This is a genomic window from Pedobacter duraquae, assembly GCF_004362245.1.
GTDB classification, from domain to species: Bacteria; Bacteroidota; Bacteroidia; order Sphingobacteriales; family Sphingobacteriaceae; genus Pedobacter; species Pedobacter duraquae.
Window position 1 is genome coordinate 97,959 of sequence record NZ_SNWM01000006.1, and the last position, 24,083, is coordinate 122,041.

At 42.7% G+C, this 24,083-nt stretch carries 13 protein-coding genes; 7 read left to right on the top strand and 6 right to left on the bottom strand.

Annotation, left to right across the window (positions count from 1 at the left end):
- Positions 1-142 precede the first annotated feature (142 nt).
- On the bottom strand, positions 143-553 hold the full coding sequence (locus CLV32_RS20210; RefSeq protein ID WP_133558778.1) for a hypothetical protein: 411 nt from the start codon (positions 551-553) through the stop codon (positions 143-145).
- Positions 554-869: 316 nt separating this feature from the next.
- Here CLV32_RS20210 and CLV32_RS20215 point away from each other — a divergent pair, with 316 nt between their 5' ends.
- Both CLV32_RS20215 and CLV32_RS20220 read left to right on the top strand, forming a co-directional pair.
- Positions 870-1,622, top strand: a complete 753-nt coding sequence (locus tag CLV32_RS20215) for an SDR family NAD(P)-dependent oxidoreductase (RefSeq protein ID WP_133558779.1) — start codon at positions 870-872, stop codon at positions 1,620-1,622.
- Positions 1,623-1,703: 81 nt separating this feature from the next.
- Entirely contained in the window at positions 1,704-4,112 is a 2,409-nt protein-coding gene (locus CLV32_RS20220) for a TonB-dependent receptor (RefSeq protein ID WP_133558780.1), read from the top strand.
- A 93-nt stretch (positions 4,113-4,205) separates the two neighbouring features.
- Here the strand turns inward: CLV32_RS20220 and CLV32_RS20225 are convergent, their stop codons facing one another.
- Positions 4,206-5,705: an acyl-CoA dehydrogenase family protein gene (locus CLV32_RS20225; protein ID WP_133558781.1), complete on the bottom strand. Its 1,500-nt coding sequence runs from the start codon at positions 5,703-5,705 to the stop codon at positions 4,206-4,208.
- 252 nt (positions 5,706-5,957) lie between these two features.
- Between CLV32_RS20225 and CLV32_RS20230 the strand changes: the two genes are divergently transcribed.
- The 4 genes from CLV32_RS20230 to CLV32_RS20245 all read left to right on the top strand — a co-directional run bounded on the left by CLV32_RS20230 (position 5,958) and on the right by CLV32_RS20245 (position 10,318).
- On the top strand, positions 5,958-7,016 hold the full coding sequence (locus tag CLV32_RS20230) for a sensor histidine kinase (protein ID WP_133558782.1): 1,059 nt from the start codon (positions 5,958-5,960) through the stop codon (positions 7,014-7,016).
- Between the two features lie 2 nt (positions 7,017-7,018).
- Positions 7,019-8,167, top strand: coding sequence for a TlpA disulfide reductase family protein (locus tag CLV32_RS20235; protein WP_133558783.1), 1,149 nt, complete (start codon positions 7,019-7,021; stop codon positions 8,165-8,167).
- Entirely contained in the window at positions 8,164-8,853 is a 690-nt protein-coding gene (locus tag CLV32_RS20240) for a LytR/AlgR family response regulator transcription factor (protein WP_133558784.1), read from the top strand. Before CLV32_RS20235 ends, CLV32_RS20240 begins: the two co-directional genes overlap by 4 nt.
- 118 nt (positions 8,854-8,971) lie before the next feature.
- Positions 8,972-10,318, top strand: coding sequence for a lipopolysaccharide biosynthesis protein (locus CLV32_RS20245; RefSeq protein ID WP_133558785.1), 1,347 nt, complete (start codon positions 8,972-8,974; stop codon positions 10,316-10,318).
- Here CLV32_RS20245 and CLV32_RS20250 read toward each other — a convergent pair.
- The 3 genes from CLV32_RS20250 to CLV32_RS20260 are packed head-to-tail and all read right to left on the bottom strand — an operon-like array spanning position 10,305 to position 21,493.
- Positions 10,305-10,946 (bottom strand): 4'-phosphopantetheinyl transferase family protein, encoded by a 642-nt coding sequence (locus CLV32_RS20250; RefSeq protein ID WP_133558786.1) that lies wholly within the window; start codon positions 10,944-10,946, stop codon positions 10,305-10,307. The two genes, CLV32_RS20245 and CLV32_RS20250, sit on opposite strands and share 14 nt — an antisense overlap.
- A complete protein-coding gene (locus tag CLV32_RS20255) occupies positions 10,933-14,952 on the bottom strand; it encodes a non-ribosomal peptide synthetase (protein ID WP_166641994.1) in 4,020 nt (1,339 codons plus the stop codon). The genes CLV32_RS20250 and CLV32_RS20255 overlap by 14 nt, the downstream gene beginning before the upstream one ends.
- Complete coding sequence (locus tag CLV32_RS20260) at positions 14,945-21,493, bottom strand: polyketide synthase (protein WP_243732370.1); 6,549 nt, start codon at positions 21,491-21,493, stop codon at positions 14,945-14,947. Before CLV32_RS20260 ends, CLV32_RS20255 begins: the two co-directional genes overlap by 8 nt.
- Before the next feature lie 219 nt (positions 21,494-21,712).
- On the opposite strand from CLV32_RS20260, the gene CLV32_RS20265 reads away from it, so the two are divergent.
- A complete protein-coding gene (locus CLV32_RS20265; RefSeq protein WP_133558788.1) occupies positions 21,713-22,942 on the top strand; it encodes an MFS transporter in 1,230 nt (409 codons plus the stop codon).
- On the opposite strand, the gene CLV32_RS20270 is transcribed toward CLV32_RS20265, so the two are convergent.
- A complete protein-coding gene (locus CLV32_RS20270) occupies positions 22,939-23,865 on the bottom strand; it encodes a coiled-coil domain-containing protein (protein ID WP_243732371.1) in 927 nt (308 codons plus the stop codon). The two genes, CLV32_RS20265 and CLV32_RS20270, sit on opposite strands and share 4 nt — an antisense overlap.
- Positions 23,866-24,083 lie beyond the last annotated feature (218 nt).

The following is a 24,083-nucleotide window of genomic DNA, read 5'->3' on the forward strand; positions in this document are numbered from 1 at the left end:
TCCCCGGAATAGGGGAGGAAACCAGTTACGAGATTAACCAGCATCACCATGCGGAAGAATAGTTTATTCAGAAAGAGAACGTAAATCTAATTTCGTTCTTTGTTGGCATGCATGATTAATCTTCAGAAACTGAAGGTTTTGATCATAGCCTCAATACACCCTGAAGGATGTACTTATAAGAAGAAGTGAAGGATAGATGCCTGCAAAATGGCAGGCGATTTTTTAGGTAATTGTAGAAATTGACAAAGGCAGAGATCAACACCAATGTCAGGAAATAATTTGCCGAAAGCATGAGCTTTCCAGTAAAGCTGAAATCTTCAGTATCATCTTCTGTTTCGATACTGGTTAGATCATCTGGATAATCGCTTAGGTTTGTGTTTTTGTAAAAAGGAGAGTCTTGAATCAGGCTGCTGTATTTATTGTGGTCTGTTTTTACAATATGTTCTGCAGGAGAATACGAACTTATGCTCGAATGCGATTCTGCATGCGCATAATTGCCACCCTTTAACACAAGAAAACACAGGGAAAAGAAAAATACTACAGCAACTTTCATACTCTGGGTCAAAATTAACATGCTGAATTATAATTGTATGGAAGAATTGAATTTTGTTCGTCAGTTTTTTGTCAATTTCGGCCTCTGGGATTAAAACGGGATTAAAAGGAAATTAATTAGGAGGTTTTTGTTGAGATATGTGACGAAATGCAAGTAATAGTTTGGCAAAATGCGGAGCCGTTATAACAAGCATCTGTGGTGCTTTATTCCAACTGTTTAGCGAATTTCCAAATGATCCCAATAAAGTACTCAATTGTGCTGTTAATTTTCTGATCCGATTTGACGATTCACACGTTATATAACTAAAGAAAATATTATGTCTATTCTAAAAGATAAAGTTGCACTGGTAACTGGTGCTGGTTCTGGCATCGGCAGAGAGGTGGCTATTAAATATGCTGCTGAAGGTGCACAGGTAATTGTAAGTGATATCGCCGAAAAGGGCGGGAACAGCGTTGTTGAAGAAATTCTGGCAGCTGGCGGAAAAGCGGTTTTTATTAAAGCGGATACAAGCAAGGCCGAAACAAATGAAGCTTTGGTAAATGAAATTATTGAGCGCTTTGGTGCTTTACATATTGCCTGTAATAATGCGGGTATCGGTGGCCCCTCAGCACCCGCTGGAGAATATCCTGTAGAGGCATGGGATAAAGTAATTGCAGTGAACCTGTCTGGTGTTTTTTATGGAATGCGTTACCAGATTCCAGCGATTTTGAAATCTGGAGGAGGAAATATTGTGAACATGGCTTCCATTCTTGGTAAAGTTGGCTTTGCCGGTTCTTCAGCTTATGTAGCCGCTAAACATGGCGTCATCGGCTTGACGGAAGCTGCGGCGGTCGAATATGGCACTAAAGGTATTCGTATCAATGCTGTTGGACCTGGTTTTATCAAAACACCACTTGTTGAGAGCTCTATGGATGAGGAATCACGTAAGGCACTGGTTGCTTTGCATCCGATGGGCCGGTTGGGCGAATCAGCCGAGGTTGCCGAACTGGTGTTGTGGTTAAGCTCAGAAAAAGCATCTTTTGTAACTGGTGCATACTACAATGTGGATGGCGGTTACTTAGCACGTTAATAACCAAATATAAATGGGCCCGGCTGTAACACAGTCGGGCTTTTTTGTTCTAAAAGATGTCTTATAATTAACGTGTTAAAGATGCTTAGAACATTTAAGATTCTGCTGCTCCTTTGTGTCGGCTACAGCGCTTCTGCGCAAATTGCAGTGACGGGTAAAATAACTACTGATAAACAAACTCCTGTAGAACTGGCGGTAGTTAGTATACTACAGCGTTCGGTAGTTGTGAGCAATACGATTAGTGATCATAACGGTATTTACCAATTTAAGGATATTAAGCCGGGTATCTATCAGTTGTTATTTAAGCACGTATCTTTTCGGGATACTGTAATAGCTATAGCGTTGCGGCGGGATACGGTATTGAATGTTAGCCTTAGCAACACCCTGGCGTTAAATGAGGTTACGGTTCGCGCAAAAAGACCCATTTTTCAAAAGGAAATCGACCGTCTCCGATTTAATGTTGCTGAAACAGATCTGGTTTTTGGTAATAACATTTGGGATGTAGTAGAGAAGACACCGTTGGTTACTACTTCTTCTGACGGTGGTATTCAGATCAGCGGCACCTCTGGTGCTGTTGTGTATATGAACGGTAAGAAAAAGATCTTAAGCGGGGGAGCGTTAAAAAACTACCTGAGCAGCTTACCCTCGGATAATTTGGAAGCAATTGAAGTAATTACTACACCGTCCAGTAAATATGATGCCGAAGGTGGGGCGGGAATCATTAACATCATCACCAAGAAAAATAAGGAAGAAGGCTTTATTGGGAATTCTGTGCTAAGCATGAGGCAGACTGCTGTAAATTCTGAGGCTGGGAGTGTTTACCTCAATCAACGAAAGGGCAAATGGAATATATTTTCTGATGCCTTTATGGGTAACAGAAGTCGTAATCCAGAATTTAGGAAGGATATCTATTATCCGGTTTCAGCGAATCAGGATTTGCTGCATAGAAACATCATTTCGAAGAATGCTTTCCAGATTCTGTATCCGGGTGCAAATCTTGGGATAGACCACGAAATTGACAGGAATCAAGTTGTAGGGTTATTATTCGATTATTCGGGAAGTTGGCAGAAGGAAACACGCGATGCCTTGAGCACAGATGACCTTCGTATAGGTAAAGCGCTTTCTCTCACAAATAACAGGGATAGATTAAATTCCCAGACCTACGCCCTCAACCTGAATTACCAGGGAAAGCTGGATAGTGCTGGCAAAAAACTAAGTGTAGATTTTGATGCCCTGGAATACCGTTCTGCCAATAATTCTGTGAGTAAAACAGAAGGCCTGGATCTGATCAATCAGCAACCCATACAAACTAACGATTGGTTTAGAAGCGCCTCCCCTCAAAATATCAGCAACCAATCATTGAAGTTTGATTTTGAATGGCCGCTGAATAAAAACACGTCTGTTGATTTTGGTGCCAAAGCTTCAATGTCGAGAATCAATAACGACCTGCTGTTTGAAAACACGGTAAATGGAGCTGCATGGACAAAAGATAATAACCGGAGTAATCTGTTTAAATACAATGAAAATATCAATTCCCTTTATGGGATTCTACATCATAAATTAAGTGCGCACTGGGCGTACCAGCTTGGTCTGCGACTCGAAAATACAAATGCGCAGGGATGGTTGGATGGAGAAATGGCCGTAGATAAAAATTACGTAAATCTGTTTCCAACGGCTTTTTTAAAATATACCAGCAGCAAGGATCAGTCATATGTATTGGCAGTTTCGAGCAGAATTACCCGTCCGGGGTTTTGGGATGTCAATCCTTTCAGAACTTACACCAGTGATCAGACGTATTACGAGGGTAATCCCTTTTTGTCTCCATCTAAATACTATCGACAAGAGCTGAGCCATACCATTTCGGGCAAAACTGGTAGCTATACCATTCAGCTTGCTGCAAGTCAGTCACTCGATGAAATTTTTGCTTTGCCCTATAATCCCGCAGCAAACATCATTGCCAATAAAAAAGTGAATTACGGAAATAAATATGGCTTTACAGGTAGTGTCGCTTACTATAAACAGTTGCTTCCTTGGTGGAGGTTATCGGGCACAGCACTTACGGGCTATGTAGCTACTAAAGGTGCTTACGCGGGTAACGTGTTGATTGATAATAGTACCTTTTTGTTAAGTATTTCTGCAAATCAAACCTTTAGCGTGTCAAAAAAGGATGGTCTTTCCTGCACGTTAATTACAAGTAATACGTTCCCGAATACTATTGTAAATACACATATTGGTAACAGGCTGGAAACGGAAGTTAGGTTGAGGAAATCTGTTGGTGCTTTTAATGTTACCTTATCTGTACAGGATTGGTTTAAGAGTAATAAGGACCGTTACAGGGTATCCGTAGATGATCTCAGAATTTTTGACGAAAACTATTACGATACTAGAAGCGTAGCAATCGCGCTAAGTTTTAATTTTGGTAAATCTACTGTGAAAGACAAAAGAGATAGGGAAACCGGCGCAAAAGATGTGAAGCAGCGTATGATCTAATTGACAGGATAATTGTCCATACAGTAAATTATGATTTGATCATGCTGGTTTAGTATCTTGGTCACCTTCCGGCGGTAAGCCAGAATCTCCGAATTAAGCAAAGTTCAACCATGAGCTGTCTGCCGCATAATTTGAAACTACCTGAACGGTATTATCAAACTTTAGTGCACAGCTCAGTGAAGCAATCTCCTGACGAATCATCACAATACAGCTTTCGGCTAATGCCTTATTAAAGCCTTTTTCCTGTAACGCCAATACGTAGCCGGTACAGATCACTCTCGCGATAATTCTACCGAGCTCTACCTGTTTACGTTGCGGCAGGTTATCATTGAGATTAAACGATAAATCAGATTTGAAATAATCAACCCCATCACTGGTTGGTTCAAAACCTTTTAAGAAATCAAATAAGTTGCTTTGCTTCTGTTTTTTCATCAGTCGGGTAACCATTTCAGAAATCTGAGCGTAAAGCATTTCGTTGGACCCTTCAAAAATTTGGAATGGTCTGCTATCCATGATCCCGCGGCCGCCGATGTTACTGATCCGATATCCTTTAGCTCCTGATAATTGCACCAATGCATGCGCACTTTCCTGCATCAGGTCTGTTACCACAGCTTTCATGGTGTTGGCTTCCATGCCTTCGGTAGCGAGATTATGCTCGATACCGCTAATTTTACTGCTACGCAGACACATTCCTGAACAAATCGTATATGCTGCCTGAATTCTGGAAAGCTGAAACTGTACATTGTCAAGCGCCAGCAGATTACTGCTGCCTACAACTCTGTTCTGGCAGTGCAACATAGCTTCGTCTAGCATACGCTTTATAAAGCCCATTCCCATACCCGGGAATTGCATTCTGCTGCGGTGCAAAATATCAAGCATCATCTTGATGCCTGTGCTTTCGGGGATTAGGCGGTATTCTTCGGGTACTTTAATATCCAGTTCGTTACGGCCATAAGGAATCATATATAGTCCTGCATTGTCGTATAACTCTGTAACGTTAATATGCTGTCCAGGAGCGGTTACATCGCATAAAAAGAAATCAATGTCGCGACCAAGATTGCCATCGCTATTTTTTGCTCTCGAAGCTATTAACCAATAATCGGCCATGCCCGTTAAGCCCTGCCAGTGTTTTACACCCTTTATGTGATACCCTCCATCAATAACTTCGTTAGTGGTTTTCATGTTCAGGGCGTCACTGCCATAATCTGGCTCTGTGATCATTAGCCCGCCCATATTTTGTTGAAACAGGAACCTGTCGAACACACCTTTTTTGATAGATTCATCTCCGTATTTGGCAATGGGCTCCAGAAATAAAGCAATGTTGATCCCAAATGTTAGCGAAAGCGGAAGCGATTCATAGGACGCTGCGGCAAGAATTCCAAGGCATTCCTTAACCTGACTTCCCCGTCCATCGTAAGCTTCAGGTATAGCAACTGATAAAGGTTGCATATCCATAATGCCTTTCAGTAAATCTTTTGGCAAACCTCTTTCCAGACTTAATTTATCGATATCATATTTTTCTCTGAACAGATGTTTTAAGGTTCGTTCAAAGTTTTGTAGATGTTCTGAAAAGATGGTTTTTTCTAAGGTCATAGTTGCAAGGTAATCAAAAGGTTTTGGCCAGGCTTAACATAATAGCAAAAAGCACTCCGTAAAAATACAGTTATTTAGAATGGTTCTATTGTTAAATGTAAAATTAGTTTGAAACAGCTATTAAGGCCATGACGGCGGTAAATATTTTTTATGATAAATATCATATCTCTAAATTTTATTGATTCACCCCACCACTTTGACCAGATACCACATTCTTTTGAAAGTAGCGTTTTGCTTTAGTTTCTTTGAGGTATGAAGAGCAACATTAAGTCCGTTATCCGAAAAGTAATAAGTGGGTGGTTGATTCACTTGGGTATTTTCTGGTTGATTATAGTTGTATTCAGAATGTCTTCACACTTCATTTTGGTACGGCAGGGTTTTTATCAGATTTACAGAAACGGAAGACCATTAACACTATTAGAATATTTTGTAGATATTCAGGATGATTTATGGAAGGTTGCGCTTTTTCTCGTGCTAACGGAGGTCTGTTATTTGATTTTTTTTCCTAGAGTCCGCTTACCATTGTATGCGCTTTGCTGCATAATTGTTGGGATAATTACCTTTATACCAGTAGAATTGGTGAGGACTTTTAGCCCGCTCGAGAATCGCTTTATTTACGCAGTTACTCCGGTCATTTCTATGGCTGCATACGGTTTTGTATACGGTATTCTGAGAGATTACTTTGTGAATGCCGGCCGCAGAAAAGCTTTGCGATTGCAGCAGGCAGAGCATGAACTCCATGCACTTAAAGCTCAGCTTAACCCACATTTTTTATTCAATAGCCTCAACTACCTATATGGAACTGCACTTCGGGAACATGCATCGGATACTGCTGAAGGGATTGACCGCCTTTCGGAGATGATGCGCTACACTATTTCGGGAATGCATGATAATATGGTGCCGCTTGCCAAGGAACTTAATTTTGTAAAACACTATATCGCATTACAACAGGTACGGATGGCTGATGCAAGCCATATACAACTTGTTCTAGACACTTCGGTGGAAACGGCATCGCTCCAGATTCCGCCTCTAATTATGCTTCCTTTTCTTGAAAATGCTTTTATCTATGGAATAAGTATTGATCAGCCTGAATTAATTCATATCAATATCAATTTGGAAGGCGAGGTATTAAAGTTTAAAGTGAGCAATAGCATCGTAAAAAATAACCCTGATGGCCGGGGAAACAAGACCGGTATTAAAAACACGCTGAAAAGACTGCAGCTGATTTATCCGGATGGATATGATTACAGTTTTAGTCATATCGGCAACAACTATTGCATGTCTTTACAAATAAATTTAAAACCTCTTTAAGTATGAAAAATCTTATTCTAGTGCTGGTATTTTTAATGCCACTGCACAACTATGCCCAAAAAGTTGCCGCTACGACATTTACTATTCAGGTGGACGGAAGAAAAATGTTGGATAAACCAACGCTGTACCTGTTTTACCAACAAGATGGCAAGAAATATATAGACTCAGCGAATCAGAAAAACGGAATCTACCTGTTCAAAGGAGAGGTTGACCACCTTATTAATGTAGCCATGGCTGCAGACCATACGAGGACGGGCCTGCAAAATCTGCTCAAAAAGAAAACATATGAGGTGGACGTTCTGAAGTTCTATATCTATCCAGGATTGATCGGGTGCAAAACAGATAGCCTCTTGAGCAGTGTTACCTTCACAAATTCAGTAGTTAACCGTGATTTGCAGCGATTGGATATACTATCAAGGCCAAACGCGATCAAAACTACGGAGCTGGAAAAGAAGCTGGTTGTGGCAAAAGATAAAACAGAAAAAGATATTTTACAACGGAGCATAGATAGTCTGTTGGTGGCCAGGAGAGCGATGTGGAAATCCTTCTACCAGAAAAATCCCAGTAGCGAGGCGGCACTGATAGCCTTAAAATGGTATGCCGGTCCAGAAGCTAGTATTGCAGATTATGGGCCAATTTTTATGCGACTTTCCAAACAGGTACGTAACACTCCAGAGGGAAAATCATTTTATAAGCAGCTACTTGATAAGGGCACGTTAGTGGCAGGCTCCCGCGCACCAGATTTTGAACAGGCAGATACTCAAGGCAAAATGGTCAGGCTATCGTCCTTTAATGGGAAATATGTTTTGCTTGATTTCTGGGCCTCCTGGTGCGGGCCCTGCAGAAAAGAAAATCCTGCATTGGTAAAGGTATATCAGGAATTTAAAGACAAAAAATTCACTATCTTGGGTGTATCTCTTGATGAACATGATGGCCGCGCGGCTTGGTTAGAAGCGATTAAAAAAGATGGGTTGATCTGGCCTCAAGTATCAGACCTCAAACATTGGGACAATGCGGTTGCAAAGCTGTACAGCATCAGCAGTATCCCCCAAAGTTTTTTAATTGGACCTGATGGTGTTATTATAGCCAGAGATCTTAATGCTGAACAGCTAAAATTAAAATTGATTGAAGTAATGAGTATAAAGGAATGAGAGTTATAGCGATAGATGATGAGCCTGTAGCGCTGGATATTCTACGTACACATGCTGAAAAAGTTCCGTTTGTAAAATTTGAACACAGTTTTTTAAGTGCTACTGAAGCGCTGATCTATGCAAACAAAGAGACACCCGATCTAATTTTGCTGGATATTGATATGCCCGACCTGTCCGGATTGGAGTTTGCTGAAATGATGAGACAAAAAACGCAAATTATATTTACCACAGCCCATGCGGAACATGCACTCAAAGGATTCGAACTCGCTGCGACAGACTATTTATTAAAGCCGATTAATTTCGGCAGGTTTCTGAAGGCATGTGAGCTGGCCAGAAGTAGAATGCACGATGTTAAGGAGTCAAATGGATTGACTCCAGACTTTATCTTTGTGAAAGATGGTTACGATTGGGTAAGGATTAATCTTGCAGAACTGCTTTATGTAAAAGCAGAAGATAATTATGTTAGCCTGGTTACTATTAAGAAAAGTGTACTTACACGGATGACATTAACCGAAATGCAAGAAAAACTTCCCGCAGATGAATTTATCAAAGTGCACAAATCCTATATTGTTGCCGTAAACCGGATCGAAAAGATTGAGCAGCATCAAATAACGGTATATGACAGCTTTATTCCGCTTTCTAAATCTTATCGCGACCTGATCTACACACGTATACAACATAGATAGATTAATATTTGGCAGATCAAGAAACTGTGTGTAATTGTTTTGTATGAAATGACCTTTACGCGCCCGTTTTAGTTTTATACATTTATATTCGCGATATAAATAGGCTAAAAGGGGATACATGGGCTTGATTAAAACTGTTAAAGAAAAGCTTCACAATATTCATGTCCTGTCTTTAATGACCAACGGCTCCGTGGCCGTAATTGGCATGGTCACGTATGCGCTACTATGTCATACGTTATCATTGGCCGAGCGCGGTGTGTGGCTGATGTTTCAATCTACATTTCTGTTAACTGATAGTCTTAGGGCAGGTTTTTTATCCACGGGGTTTATTAAATTCTATGCAGGTACCAGTGTCAGCCAGGCCCGCGGCATAGCAGGTTCTGCCTGGGTTATTGCCATCGTGATAACCTTGTTGTTCTGCCTGCTGAGTATTCCTGGATTTTTCTTTTCTTATTTGATAAAGGATCCTGGACTGGTCTTTTTTGTCAAATGGTTTGGTGTACTCTCACTGGTTAGCTTACCTTATTTTATGGCTTCCTGCATTGTACAGGCCGAAGGGCGCTTTGATAGATTTCTGAAACTGAGGCTTGTTAACCTAATCAGTTTTATGGCCGGGGTGATCCTGTTAATAGCTTTTCATGAGCGTTCGGTATTGAGCGTAGTGTATGCCTTTTTTGCGGCCTTTGTGATTAGTAGTATTTTTGCATTAAGTTCTGGATGGTCCAAAATAGGAACCCTTGGAAAGCAAAACCGACCAGATATCTTAAGGCTTTATCATTTCGGGAAATATACTGTAGGTACGGCAATCAGCTCCAATTTCTTTCTAACTATAGATAACTTTATCGTTAACTTTATGCTCGGCCCGGCGGCGCTTGCGGTTTTCGATATCGGTGTCAAACTACTGGAAATCATAGAGATTCCGATGCGGAGCTTTGCTGCTTCAACTATGCCTATCTTATCTGCGGCATTCAATAGAGGTCAGAAAGATGATTTAATGCTAACGATGAAAAAGCTGGTGGGTATGTTAACGATTGTGATGATTCCCATTGTGATTTTAGTAATCATTTTTGCTGAGATCCCAATTGGGTTATTGGGCGGTGGAAAGTACCTGGATACGGAAGCAGTTAACTTATTTAGGTTATTTATTCTGTTTGCGTTGCTTACACCTGCGGATCGTTTCTTTGCGTTAACACTTGATGCTGTACATCGCCCTGGTGTTAATTTTTATAAGGTTTTGGGCATGCTTGCGCTGACCCTCATTTTTGATTACATCGGTATCTCGTTATTTGGGAATATCTACGGAATAGCATATGCTTACCTTGTCCCCTTGATATTTGGAATTGTGGTCAGCTATTTTGCGCTTCAACAATATGCGAAATTTGGCTTTTGGAGTATTTACGGCTTCGGCTTTCAGGAAACGAAAGGTGTGATAGCGGCTGCCCTTGCAAAATTCAGGAAAGCGTAAAAGAACGAATTTGGGCCGGTGGGTACTTGCCATCGTACGCCAGGGCTAAAACGTGTTTCGCATCTACATCAAGATTTATTAGTCCGTCTCTGGAGCTTATATCTACCCCGGGCAGATTTTCGCTAATGCCCAATCCTTCCTTTTTTAGAACCGCCTCTTTTCTCGTCCATGCATAGTAAAATGCACGGCGTGGATTTTCATCGTTGCCAATAACCTGCTGTTCGTTTGATTTGAAACAGGTAGCCAAAATATCCTCGTATCTAAATTCCTGATTAACAAACTCCAGGTCAATTCCCACCGGTGCAGTTGAGCAGGCCAATACAATGTATTCGCCTGCATGCGATAAATTAAAATGAGGCCCCCCAGCTAATTCAGGCTTCCCTGCTGTATTTTTTGAGAATTGTAGATCCTCGGGCTTCAAACCAACATAACTTGCTAAAATGAGCCTCACGATCACCCTGGTAACAATATATCTGTCACTATCTGATGGCTTCCTGAATTTGTTGCTTTTTTCAAGTTCAGGAGGGGTTAACAAGTAAAGATATTTCGCCCTGCACAGACTTGCTTCTTTAGCTATATTTACCAGCCAGATGCGTGTTTTGCCGTAAGTTGAATCAGCTTTTAACATGTGTATCAGTAGCGTTTAATACCTGGTCAAGGATATCAACAAACCTTTTCTCGAAAGGAGGCTGAATAAACGTCTTATGGTCGCCAGGCAAATTATGTATCTTCAGTCCGGCCGGGGCAAACGGTCGCCAACCCAGATAACGGGGGTCATCCAGGAAATAGAGTCGTTTTTTCACCTTAAATAAATGAATTACGTCATCGTAAGGACTCAGTTTATATCTGCCGTACACGTCTTCATACTTTGCATAGATGCGCTCCTGGAAGGACTGCTCTGAGGAGATCATTTTTTCTTCATGGCCAAATAGTTTTTTAAACCTGTTTTTTACCATGTTTAGTTGATATAAGATAGTGTCTTTCGGATACTTAATAAACGATTTTAAAATAAACCAAAGCTTGGGGATTTGTCGCCAAATCTTTTTGAGCAGTTTTACGCCAGGGCTGTCAAATAGTTCTACGTTATCTACATACGTATCTATCATGCCCAGCATGGTTACCGTTTTGCCCATTGCTTTTAATTGTTTGGCCATCTCAATAGCGATCATCCCCCCTAAAGAATAGCCCAATAATGCATAGGGGCCATCAGGGTTTTCGGCGAGCATATCTGAAATATAGATTGATGCGATATGTTCTATAGATTGAATGGCTTGCTCAGAGCCGTCCAGTCCGACAGCTTGAATACCATACAGCGGACGTTCAGGGTCAAGATAGTTGACCATAGAATGGAACATGAACACGTTCAGGCCTGATCCATGGATAATATATACTGGTGTTTTGGCTCCACTTGGTTTGATGGGCACGAGCGAACTCCATTTAATCTCTACGTCCTTGGTTTCGATAAACGACGCCAGTTTCTCAATAGTAGAATTCTGGAATAACGTTGCGATAGGTAACCTAACACCTGTTTCGTTCTCGATCCTGACCATCACAGAAACGGCAATCAAAGAGTGACCACCAAGCTCAAAAAAATTGTCGTGGATGCTAACCTTATCCAGCGCCAGCAGATCTTTCCAGATAGCGGCGATGAGTTTCTGTGCTTTAGTATGTGCTTCAACAAAGACATCTTCCTTTTCGGGTTGACTTGTTTCGGCCAATAATTCCAGTTTTTTCTTGTCTATTTTTCCATTGGGCGTTAAGGGGAGTTCCTGCAAGCCTATAAACTGATGTGGAATCATATACTCCGGAAGCACTGCCTTGAGTTGTTTTTTCCAGATGGATACGTTCTCTTCGAATGTATTTTGCTGGGCGTCGTCTATTACAACATAAGCGATAAGCCTGATGTCATCGTTAGCAGCTTGTATGCCGTCAACAAAAACTGCTTTAAGATCGGGCATTTCTACCAGTTGATGGGCGATTTCTTCGGGTTCTATTCTAAATCCGCGGATCTTAATTTGGTGGTCTGACCTGCCTAGGCATTGGATTTCGGCCTCAGGAAGAAGTCGGCCAAGATCACCGGTTTTATACAAGTTACCCGCACCAAAAGGATTAGGTAAGAAACGTTCAGCAGTTAACTCGGGTTTATTGATATACCCGTCAGCCAGATTATCACCAGCAATATAGATTTCTCCAATGCTGCCCTGGGGTAGTTGCTGCAAATTTTCATCGAGGATATATACCTGTGTATTATTTACCGGTTGCCCAATAGTAATTACGGTATCTGTTTCTGATATCTGTTTACCGATGGTGTAAATGGTGGTCTCTGTTGGTCCGTAAATATTCCACAGTGCATTGCTGCGTTTGAGCAGCGCTTTAGCGAGGTCTATACTTAAGGCTTCACCACCGCAGATCAGGCGTATAGGTAACTTTCGTTGCCAACCAGAATTGATGAGCATGTTCCAGGTTGCCGGAGTTGCCTGCATCAGGCTGATCCGCTCATCTTCCATCAGCTGTAAGAGCAGTCGGCCATCTTTAGCTGTTTCTGTATCGGCAAGGATAATTTCTGCACCTGCAAGTAACGGCAGGAATAGTTCAACATAGGAGATATCAAATGAAATACTGGTGATTGCGAGCAACCTGTCGGCCGGTCCAATTCCAGGGTTTTCCAGCATCCAGTAAAAAAGATTGACGACACTCTGGTGCTTAACTTCAACACCCTTTGGCTGCCCTGTGGAACCCGAAGTGTGTAAAATATAAATTAAAGCATCTGGATTATTGACGGCCCTTACCATAGCGTCCGGATATTGTTCGAGCTCGGCAATCAAATCTTCCAGGAAGAGCGATTCTGCATCCGTTTCGTAAACCTGTTGGTTTGTTCTGGAGCTAATCAATAGCTGTGCGGAAACATCAGCTAATATATAAGTGATTCTCGCTACAGGATAATTGGGATCCAACGGTAAAAACACGGCGCCGACTTTCATAATTCCCAGTAGTGCAACCAGCATATGTTCCGTTCTGGGTATGGCAAGGCCAATCTTATCACCCACCTGAATGCCCTTTGCCTGCAGTGCCTGTGCAAATTGGTTTGATCGTCTATCAAGTTCCCGGTAACTCAGCTGCTGTTGCCCAAAGCTGATGGCTGTTTTCTCGGGATATTGCCCTGCTGTTGATCTGATTAACTCATGCAGGGGCATTGTTTTCGGGTATGATTTAGTCGTGTTATTCAGAGCTGCCGACAATGTTTTTAATGCGGTGTTGTCAAACAGAGACAACTCATTAAGCGTTGTTTCGGCATTATTAGTAAGTTGTTCTAAAATCAGCTTAAACTGGGCATGAAACTGCTGTATAGTTTCTGGCAGAAACAGTGCTGTATTATAAGACCATTCCACGGTAAGTCCCGACTGATAATCGCTGATATTTACAAAAAGCTCGAAAGTTTCGTAATGTCTCGGATTGCTGTATAGTCTGTAAGTCAATTCCTCAAAATGAACATCATTATCCAATCCGAGGTCTACATTAAAAACAACAGGTACAAGAGTTACCCTGGAAGGATCCCGCGGAATGTTTAATGTCTTTAACAGTGTGCCGAACGTGATTTGCTGATGCTCAAAGGCTTCGAGGATCTCGGATTTTCTTTGCTTCAGATAGGCAGAGAATGGAATCCTGCCATCGGGACTGCTTTTAAGCGGAAGTAGATTTACGCAATGCCCAACAAGACCTGCGTTGTCGGTTACGGCCTGTCCCGCAGCGGGGAGGCCAATAATAATATCCCTTTGTGCGGAGATTTTATAGAGCAATACTTCAAATGCTGTGAGCAGGGTGGTAACGAAGCTCGCAGATTGCTGTCTTGCCATTTTTTGAACAGCTTCTTTTAGGGATTGTTCAAGTGGATAATCGTCGCGGCGACTCTTATAGCTGCGCTGCGCCGGTCGGGGGAAATCTGTTTTTAAATCAAACTGTGGACGCGTATTTTTAAACTGGTTATGCCAATAAGACTGAACTTCTGCATGTGCCTTTGTAGTGGCAAATGCCAGCTCTTCTTTGGCATATTGCAGCATTTGAGGAGCAGGCCCCAGAACTGCTGCTTTGCCTGATACTTTAGCCGAATAGAGTTTCCCAAGGTCTTGTAACATTACACCTACAGACCAGCCGTCGGCAATGATATGGTGTGCTGTAATACAGAACTGATAGTAGCCTTCGGTCAGTTTAATCAGCTGGAAATGTTGTAGCGGACCATTGAGTAAGTCGAATGGCCGTTCTACATTTTCTACTGCGAGTGCCGATAGTGCTTCCACCTTATTAAGGTCAGATTTACCACTCAGGTCAATCATGTTGATAAGGATAGGTTTGAACTGAGATACGAACACATAGTTTCCATCGGCACTCAACGTAGAGCGAAGAGCCTCATGGCGTTTAACCAGGTCGTTCACAGCAGCAATCAGGTGATCTGTATTCAGCGTGCCTTGAAAATCCAATGCAAATGACTCGTTATAAGCACGGTTAGCATCATCTCCACCGATTAACGATGACAGGTAGATTTCCTTCTGTGCTTCGTTGGTAAAACCAACTTGTTCGATCTCCGCATCAGCAAAAGGATTATAGTTTACCGGTATGTAGTTGAATTGCTCAGGCATTCTTGATATTTTCAGTTTTAACAAGCTGCATGAATTTTCCTGCATGCTCAGGGTCTTCAATAAACCAGGCTGGATTGCCGGAGGCATCTTTGCCAAGGCGTGCTCCAGGTTGAGGAGAAAACTCAAATCCAGTTACTGGAGTCTGACTATCTGGATGAACCTGTGTATAAAAGGGAACCATCTCTACCTCACGTAATGCGGTAATACTTTCAAGGAAAGCATTGACGATGCTGTCAATATCTCCCCGGGTATGGGCCTCTGTGACAAAACAAGGGAAACCGTCCCAAATATGTATACCCTTTTCGCGCATTAGCGTAAACAACAATTCGCTATATGGATATTCTTCGTGGAACTTCAGTTTCCATAGCGAGGCGAAGTTGACAGGATAGATAGGTAGACTGAGCGTCCGGCAAATGGTGTTAAGTTCGTTGGCAAGGTAAGTCGTTAAGCTATTCAGTCCTTCCTGCAAGGCAGGCCCCTTGGTTTTCATATATTTTAAGGTAGCTACACCAGCTGCCAGTGCTAAAGGATGACGCACAAATGTTCCGGCAAAATAGGTTACTCCTGCTTCGGGAACGGAGTCATCGCCATAGCTCCAAAAACCTCCGTCCAGGGCATCCATAAACTCACGTTTCCCGGCGATAGCCCCTATCGGCATGCCACCACCAATTACTTTTCCATAGGTGCCTAGATCAGCCTTGATCCCGAAAATGGCTTGGGCACCCCCTTGATGGGCACGGAATCCGGTGATAACTTCATCAAATATCAACACAGTCTCCGAGGCAAGTGTAATCTCCCGGATTTCTTTCAGGAATGCAATTGGCGTGAATTCCGGGCGTCTGCTCTGTACAGGTTCTACCAATACCGCAGCAAGTTCATGCGCGCGGGAACGAATGATTTGCAGACTTTCTTCGGTCCCATAATCGAGAATAAGCATATTGCCTACAGCCTCTGAAGTGATGCCGGGAGCCGCAGGGAAGCTTTTTAGCTTTTTGCTGCCACGGATGATAACTTCGTCATTGATGCCATGGTAAGATCCCGAGAAAGCAACAATCAGACTACGACCAGTTACCGTTCTTGAGATACGCATGGCGCCGAGTACAGCCTCGGAGCCGGTATTGCAAAGCGCTGCACGGTCAAAATTAGTAAGTTCACAGATGAGCCTGCTCATTTCCCCGGCAAGCTCATGTTGTGGTCCGATTTCATAACCTTTCTCTACTTGCTCCAATACGGCCTCCTTCAGAAAGTCTGGTTGGAAACCAAGCATGCTTGAACCAAATCCGTTCAGCGCATCGATATATTCATTTCCATCCAGGTCCCATAAACGGCAACCTTTGCTTTTTTTCATCACCAGCGAATAAACCAGCTCTTTGGTGGCGGGTTTGAATCCTGATACCACCCGCGGATCGGCCATATGCGCCCGGTTTTCCTGGGTATAAGCCTTACTTTTTGCTGTTTTAGCGTTATAGCGTTTGGTTAGCCCAGACAAAAATTCCTGCTGCCCTGCTTGTAATACCGCACTTTGTTTTTCTATCCTTGCTGCGGCGCCAAAAGGTGATTTTAACACCTTAATCTCCGCCTCTGTAAGTTCAGGGGCTACAAGAGGTGAAGCAGATGGAGCCGGTAGCGGGGTTCCATTTTGTAGTGATGCAACTTGCCGGGTTAAGTCGCCAAGTTGCCTGATGATCTCATCTAGCGGAGAACCTTGAGGACGTTGAGCATTCATCATGCCAGGTGCTTCTGGAATATCCACACTGTTAATTGTTTGGTCAAGATTTTTGTCCTGGAAAACATCTGCAGGTAGATTTGTATCCAGAAACGCGGCAAGTAAGGCTACGCTCGTATATTCATCGTTAAGCTGCTTAAAAGATACAGGGAGCTTAAATTCTCTTTTTATAGTAATGGCAATCTGTGTTAACAACAGGGAGTCAAGGCCAAGCGCTATAAAGCTGGTTTGCAGCTCATGATCATCGATATTGATGCCCGAAGCATTTTCAAGGATATCCTTGATCTTATCTGTTAACAGGTCTTTTCGCGGCCTTAATGTTGCTGTCATTTTTGTGGGTATAGGGTTAAAGTGTGCGAAAGCATGATCAGCCTGGATGGTAAATGATGGCGTGCTAAGGGGCGCTTCCAACCAATGCCTTTTTTTATCGTAAGCATAAGTTGGGAGATTGATTCTATGTTTTTGGCTCGTCGTATATACTGACTCCCAGTTTGGATTTGCGCCCCAGGACCAAAGTTTACCCAGCGCTTTCAATAAGCTGATATAGTCTTCGACAGGCAATATAGAAGGCGTCAAGCCTGGTATGATCCGCGCCGGACTGCTGTTTTTAGCATGCATCTGGAAAGCCAGGGTTGCCAACCCTTTACCAGGACCCACTTCGAGCATCAGATAAGTTTGCTGCTGTTTGGCAAACTCAATAGCGGCCTGAAAGTTTACGGTAGCACGCATGTGCATTGTCCAATATTCTGGATCCAGTGCCTCAGCGTCAGTTAGCCACTGCCCGGTTACGGTAGAAATAATTGGCTTTTTTGGAACGTTGAGCTGTATAGTCTTTATAATTTCACGGAAGGGATCTATGGCGTTATCCATCATCAGGGAATGAAAAGCATGACTGGTGTGTAAGGGTTTGTATAATATTCCATGCTGATCCAGTACCGAAGTGTATGCTGCTATATCGTCAATGCTGCCAGCCAGTACGCAGAGTTCCGGTGCGTTGATTGCCGCTATGCTAATGGTATCTGGCAGTTCCCGAAGTTCTGCTGCGGCCGCCCTAACGGAGATCATCGTGCCTTTTGGGAGTTCGCTGATGAGTCTTCCTCTTGCTGCAATTAGTTTAAGCACATCTTCCAAAGAAAAAATGCCTGCCAGATGTGCTGCCACAAACTCCCCAATGCTATGTCCAATCAATACTTCAGGCATAATTCCCCAGCTCATCCACAGCTTAGCCAAAGCATATTCTGTGATGAAAATTGCAGGTTGGGTATAATAGGTGTTATTGATCTGATCAGGGTCTTCAGCATCATATAATACTGATCGGATATCCTGTGCTAAAAATCGCTGTAAAATCGCCGCTCCTTCGTCTATGGCCGCTCTGAATACTGGTTCGTTTGCATATAATCCTTTGCCCATATCAGCATGCTGAGCACCCTGTCCGGGAAATAAGAAGGCAATATCTGCAGAATTGCCTACAGTATCCTGAATCGTTGTTGCCGCACCAAGCTGCTTAAGCAGGTCGTGATGATCCGTTGCAACCAACCATTGCCTGTGTTTGAATGCATTGCGTGTTGTTTGTAACGTATAAGCCAGGTTGGCCAGATTTGTGTCAGGGTTTTTAATCAGAAAATCCTTAAGCTTTTCAGCATACAGATTTAAACTGGTAACGGATTTTGCAGACCAGCAAACCAGTGCCGCTGCAGGTTGTGCTGCAGGAAAAACCCGTGGGTTTTCATAACTTTCCAGGATGAGGTGAACATTCGTGCCGCCAACACCGAAGGAACTTACGCCGGCAAATCTTGGCGAATCACTATCCCAGTCGCTCAGCCTGTCATTTACATAAAATGGGCTGTTTTCAAAATCTATGTGCGGGTTTGGATTATGGTAATGTAATGAGGCTGGCAGTTGCTTGTGATAAAGCGATAATGCGGTTTTAATGATCCCCGCTACACCTGCGGCATGGGTGAGGTGTCCAATATTACTTTTTAATGAACCGATGGCACAATACTGGCGGCCAACATGCTGGCCATAAGCAAGCTGAAGTCCCTCTATCTCTATGGGGTCGCCAAGCGGTGTCGCTGTTCCATGAGCTTCCACATAAGAGATTTGCCCGGGCTCTACCTCAGCATCTTGCAGGGCCATAGTGATAGCTCCGGCCTGTCCTAATGCGTCTGGTGCGGTGAAACTGCTTTTTTGACCGCCGTCGTTGTTAACGCCAATTCCTTTGATCAGCGCGTAGATCGTATCTCCATCTGCGATGGCATCGTCAAGATTTTTTAATAATACAACAGCTACACCATCGCTGAACAACGTTCCACTGGCTGCAGCGTCAAACGGGCGGCAATGCCCATCACTGCTAAACATGGCTCCTTCCTGATGAATTTGCCCGCTGTTTACAGGTACGGTAATGCTGGCACCACCGGCGATAGCCAGGTTGCACTGACCGCTCCTTAAACTTTCTACGGCTTGAGCTATTGCAAGAGCAGATGTGGAACAAGCCGAGTTTACACTTACTGCCGGCCCTTTTAAATTTAATTGGTAGGCAGTGCGGCTGGATAAATAGTCTTTTTCATTAAAGGTGTCGACCATAATTTTTCCCGCCTGCTGTACGGCATCCTGATGTGGCCATACATTATTCAGGAAATAACCATTGCTGCCGCTACCTGCATGTATGCCTATCGTACCATTGTAATTTGAGGGAAGGTGACCGGTTGCTTCCAGTACATCGCGACTGATTTCTAAGAAAATCCGCTGCTGAGGATCCATCAGCTCCGCCTGTTTAGGATTGATTTGCCAAAAGTCAGCGTCAAAAAGGGTTACATCCGAAAGAATTCCACGTGCAGGTATATAGCCTGGGTCATTTTTTATCCCTTCAGGGATAGATGGGTCAAGCTCATCCTTGCTAAAAAAATGAATGGTATCCCGACCTTCACGGAGTAGATCCCAGAATTCTGCAATAGTTTCTGCTTCGGGAAAACGCCCACTCATCCCGACGATGGCGATGTCGCCATTATGACTTGATCTTCGATGGCTTACCTTAGGCTTTGGTGCCGCATCACGGGCATCGCCCGATAAAAAAGCAACGATACCAAATATTGTTGGATATTGGTATAGTTTTGTGATTGGGACCAGGATATCCTGCTGTTTAAAAGCGAGGATCGTTTTCTGGGCAAGTAATGAATTTCCGCCCAGCTCAAAAAAGTTGTCGCCAACACCCACCGGTTTTACCTGCAGCAGGTCTTCCCAGATGCTGGCCATCGTTTGTTCCAGCCTGCTGCCGGGTATAATAAATGGATTTTCCAGTTCAGACCTTCCTAATTCTGGTCTTGGTAAAGCTTTTTTGTCAACCTTCCCGCTAGATGTTTTAGGAAATTCCTTAAGCCATACAAAGTTGGCAGGAACCATATATTCTGGAATCATACTGCTGAGCTCCGACCGGAGTTTTGCAGTATTTTCTTCGGTATTTGCAGAACGTAGGTAGGCTACCAGTTTTTTATTACCCGGAAGGTCTTCCCGTGTGGTTACCACAGCATCCTGCACTGCGGGTAGCTGATTGATGATAACTTCAATTTCCGCTAACTCTATTCTGTAGCCTCGTATTTTTACCTGATCGTCATTTCTGCCTAAAAAAGTAACTTCACCATCAACGCTGATCTTTGCCTGATCGCCTGTTCTATAGATCCTGGTCTGACCAAGTGTAGGATGGTGCCATAGAGGAAACTTTTGGGCTGTTAATTCCGACTGGTGTAAATACCCCTCTGCCAAACAATTTCCTGCAATGCAAAGCTCGCCAATCTGACCGGAGGGTAGCAGATTCAGGTTTTCGTCCAGAATGTAAATGGCAGTATTTGTTATCGCTGAACCAATTGAAGGGAGCGCCGGCCATTCAGCAGCGGCACCATCAAGCTTAAGTTCTGTAACAACATGGCACTCTGTTGGACCGTATTGATTATATAGCATACACTGCGGCAAGTGCTCAAAGAATTGACGTACCTGAGCCGTAATCTTTAGCTGCTCACCAGCAGTCATAATTTCCTGTAAACTTTCAGGATAAATTTGATGTGTTACTGCAGTTTCTGCTAGGAGCTGAAGGGCCACAAAGGGCACGAAAATCCGGTTGATATTTTCTTCTTCAATAAAATGAAGCAACGCTAAAGGATCTAATCTGAGATCGTCGTCAATAAGTATGATTTCTCCTCCAGTACTTAATGTAGCAAAGATTTCCTGAAAAGAGACGTCAAAGCTCAGTGGGGCAAATTGAAGGGTCTTGGTTTGATGTGTAGCGCTGGAATGTTCCTGTTGCCAGGTGATCAGGTTTACCAATGCACGCTGTCCCATGCATACGCCCTTAGGCTTTCCGGTAGAGCCTGAAGTGTACAACACATAAGCTAAACGTGAGTTACCTGGTAAAAATGGAGTGTCGCTAGCTGAGTCGGTTAAAGTTTTTATCCCCAAGGCTATGAAAAGCTGATTTTCTTCCTTTGGACATAGTATGGTTTTGATCCCGGAATCGCCGATGATTTCTTTTAGTCTCGACTGTGGATAAAGGGGATCCAAAGGCAGATACGCCTTTCCAGATTTTAAAATTGCCAGCAATGCAACAAGCATGTCGAGTCCACGGGTGGTGCTAATGCCTATGAGATCTGAATGGTCGGAAGCAATGATTTGTGCCGACAACAGCGTTACCCGATTCTCGAGTTGCCCATACGTTAATTGTGTGTGTTTAAAGGAAACGGCAGTTAATTCCGGAGTTTGTTTTGCCTGTTTACTAAACATGCTATATATATTATTACCGGTCTCATTGGGTTTGCTACTCATCATATAATCACGTATTCGTTTCCAAAATAACACATTCTATTTGTTCAGGTGGCCATTAAGCGCTAAAAAAAAGATATGACATTGTTAAACACAATTAATTTGCCAATCATTTCAGCGGCTTTCCAAGAAGTTAAACGGTATTTTTCCATGCTTTGAATTCTATAGATAATCCTTTGGATTTAATAAAACCACTACGGTAGTAAAGTCTACCTTTGTCGTAATATGAATACAGAATTAATACAGCCTGGTTCCATCAAAGCAAAGCACCAGGGCATCGCTACGGTACTTGCTTTCTCTCTCATTCCTTTGTCAGGTTTCGCTACCGACATCTATATTCCTTCTTTACCTACTATGGCAGGTGATCTGCAGGTGAGCAGTATCCAGGTACAGCTAACATTGAGTCTTTTTTTAATCAGTTATGGCGTTTCTCAACTTTTCATTGGCAGTGTACTCGATAGTTTCGGCAGATATAAAATCAGCTTGATTTCACTTCTGATTTTTGCGATCGCCAGCATCATTATTACGCAAACGAATAATATGTACGTGATTTATGCCATGCGTATTATTCACGGACTTACCGTAGGGGCAGTAGTTGTAGCTAAACGTGCCTATTTTGTAGATCTTTTTAGTGGCGACGAGCTTAAACATTACCTCAGTCTTTTCTCCATTATCTGGTCAACTGGCCCTATTATAGCACCTTTTATTGGCGGTTATCTGCAGTCGGCTTTCGGCTGGGAATCCAATTTTTACTTTTTAGCAGGCTTTGCTGTGCTCTTCGGGATCCTTGAGCTGCTATTTAGTGGAGAAACACTAAAACACGCTATAGATTTCCATATCCAAAAAATTATTGGCATTTATGGTACAATGATCCGTACTACAAGTTTTACCTTGGGCATTGTTATGCTTGGACTGGCTTACTGCATGGTGATGGTTTATAACATGACGGGACCTTTTATCATCGAACATCACCTGAACTTATCGCCGGTAATTGCTGGTTATAGTTCACTTGTTTTGGGTTTTGCCTGGATGGTGGGTGGCTTTATTGGAAAAGCGACTATTAATAAACCCTTCTTTAAAAGAATGGTCTATAATATCCTTTTTCAATTGGTTTTCGTGCTTGTGATGATCATCAGCGTTCAGTTTATCAATACCTTATACTCGTTGATCTTTTTTGCTTTCATTATCCACATTGGCGCAGGATTTACGTTTAACAATTACTTTACTTTTTGTTTGAGTAAATTTCCTAAAAATGCGGGAATTGCAGGTGGGCTAACAGGTGGATTTACTTATGTGATCGTTTCATTTCTTAGTTATGGTGTTGTAAACTTATTTCCACCCAAAGACGAGACCAATCTAAGCTATAGCTATTTTGTAATGATCGTGTTATCGGTTATTGTAATGTTTTTTATTTTCCGACTTAACAAGTCTGGGAAAGAAGAAGCAACAATTTAGATTTTGTTTGCAGAATCAAGTTTGTTGATATAGGCAATCAGCTCCCGTGTAAATTTGTCAAGATTGTTTGCAGGCTGCTTCATCATGAGCATGATTTCTTTGATGTCCTGGGCAGATTGTTCTCTGTTGTCGAGTAGATTGGTTAGTCCCAGGATGTGTACGATTGGCTGACGAATTTTATGCGAGGCGATAAAGATCATTTCCTGCATGCCGGCGATATAATTTTGCTGACTATCCCGGGCGGCTTTCAACTGGGTATTGGCCATAATCAGTTCAGCGGCACGTTTCTCTTTTTCCTCATTCTGGAAAGCAAGTTCTTTATTTGCGATAATCAGTTCAGCTGCCCTGTTTTCTTTCTCCTGATTTTGAAAAATAAGTTCGGTATTCGCAATAAGTAATTCAGCTGCCCTATTCTCTTTTTCTTGATTCTGGTAAATAAGCTCTGTATTCGCGATAATAAGTTCGGCAGCACGTTTCTCTTTCTCCTGATTCTGAAAAAGAAGTTCCTTATTTGCGAGAATCAATTCTGCAGCTCTTTTGCCTTTTTCTTTATGCTGATAGGCGAGTTCTTTATTCGCAACCTTTAACTCTGCAGCCCGCTCTTTCTTTTCCGACGTCTGAAAAACAAGTTCTCTATCGGCTATGACGAGCTCGGCGGCACGGTCTTCTTTTTCCTCATTCTGGTAAATCAGTTCTTTATTCGCTATTAGTAGCTCGGCAGCACGCTTGGCCTTCTCGCCCTTCTCGAAACGGAGTACCTGATTGGCAATTACCAATTCGGCTGCACGGTCTTCTTTTTCTGATTGTTGAAAATCAAGCTCTAAATTGGCAATAACCAATTCAGCTTCGCGTTGCTCTTTCTCCTGAGTATGAAGTGCAATCTCTCTGTTGGCTTGTGCCAGATCTCTGGAATTCTTCTTCATGACTTATTTATGAGCGTTATCGTTATCTTAATGGAGTAGATATACGTAATAACTAACGGAATATACGTGTTTTTGTTCTAACTAATATGTCATAAAGTTGATGGCCGGTTAAATTCGTTATGTATAAAGATACCAATATGTCGGATGTAGAATCAACTTGTTAGCAATGTTGTGCTAAATTTAACACTTTGTTCACCTGGAATCTCTACTTTTAAAAA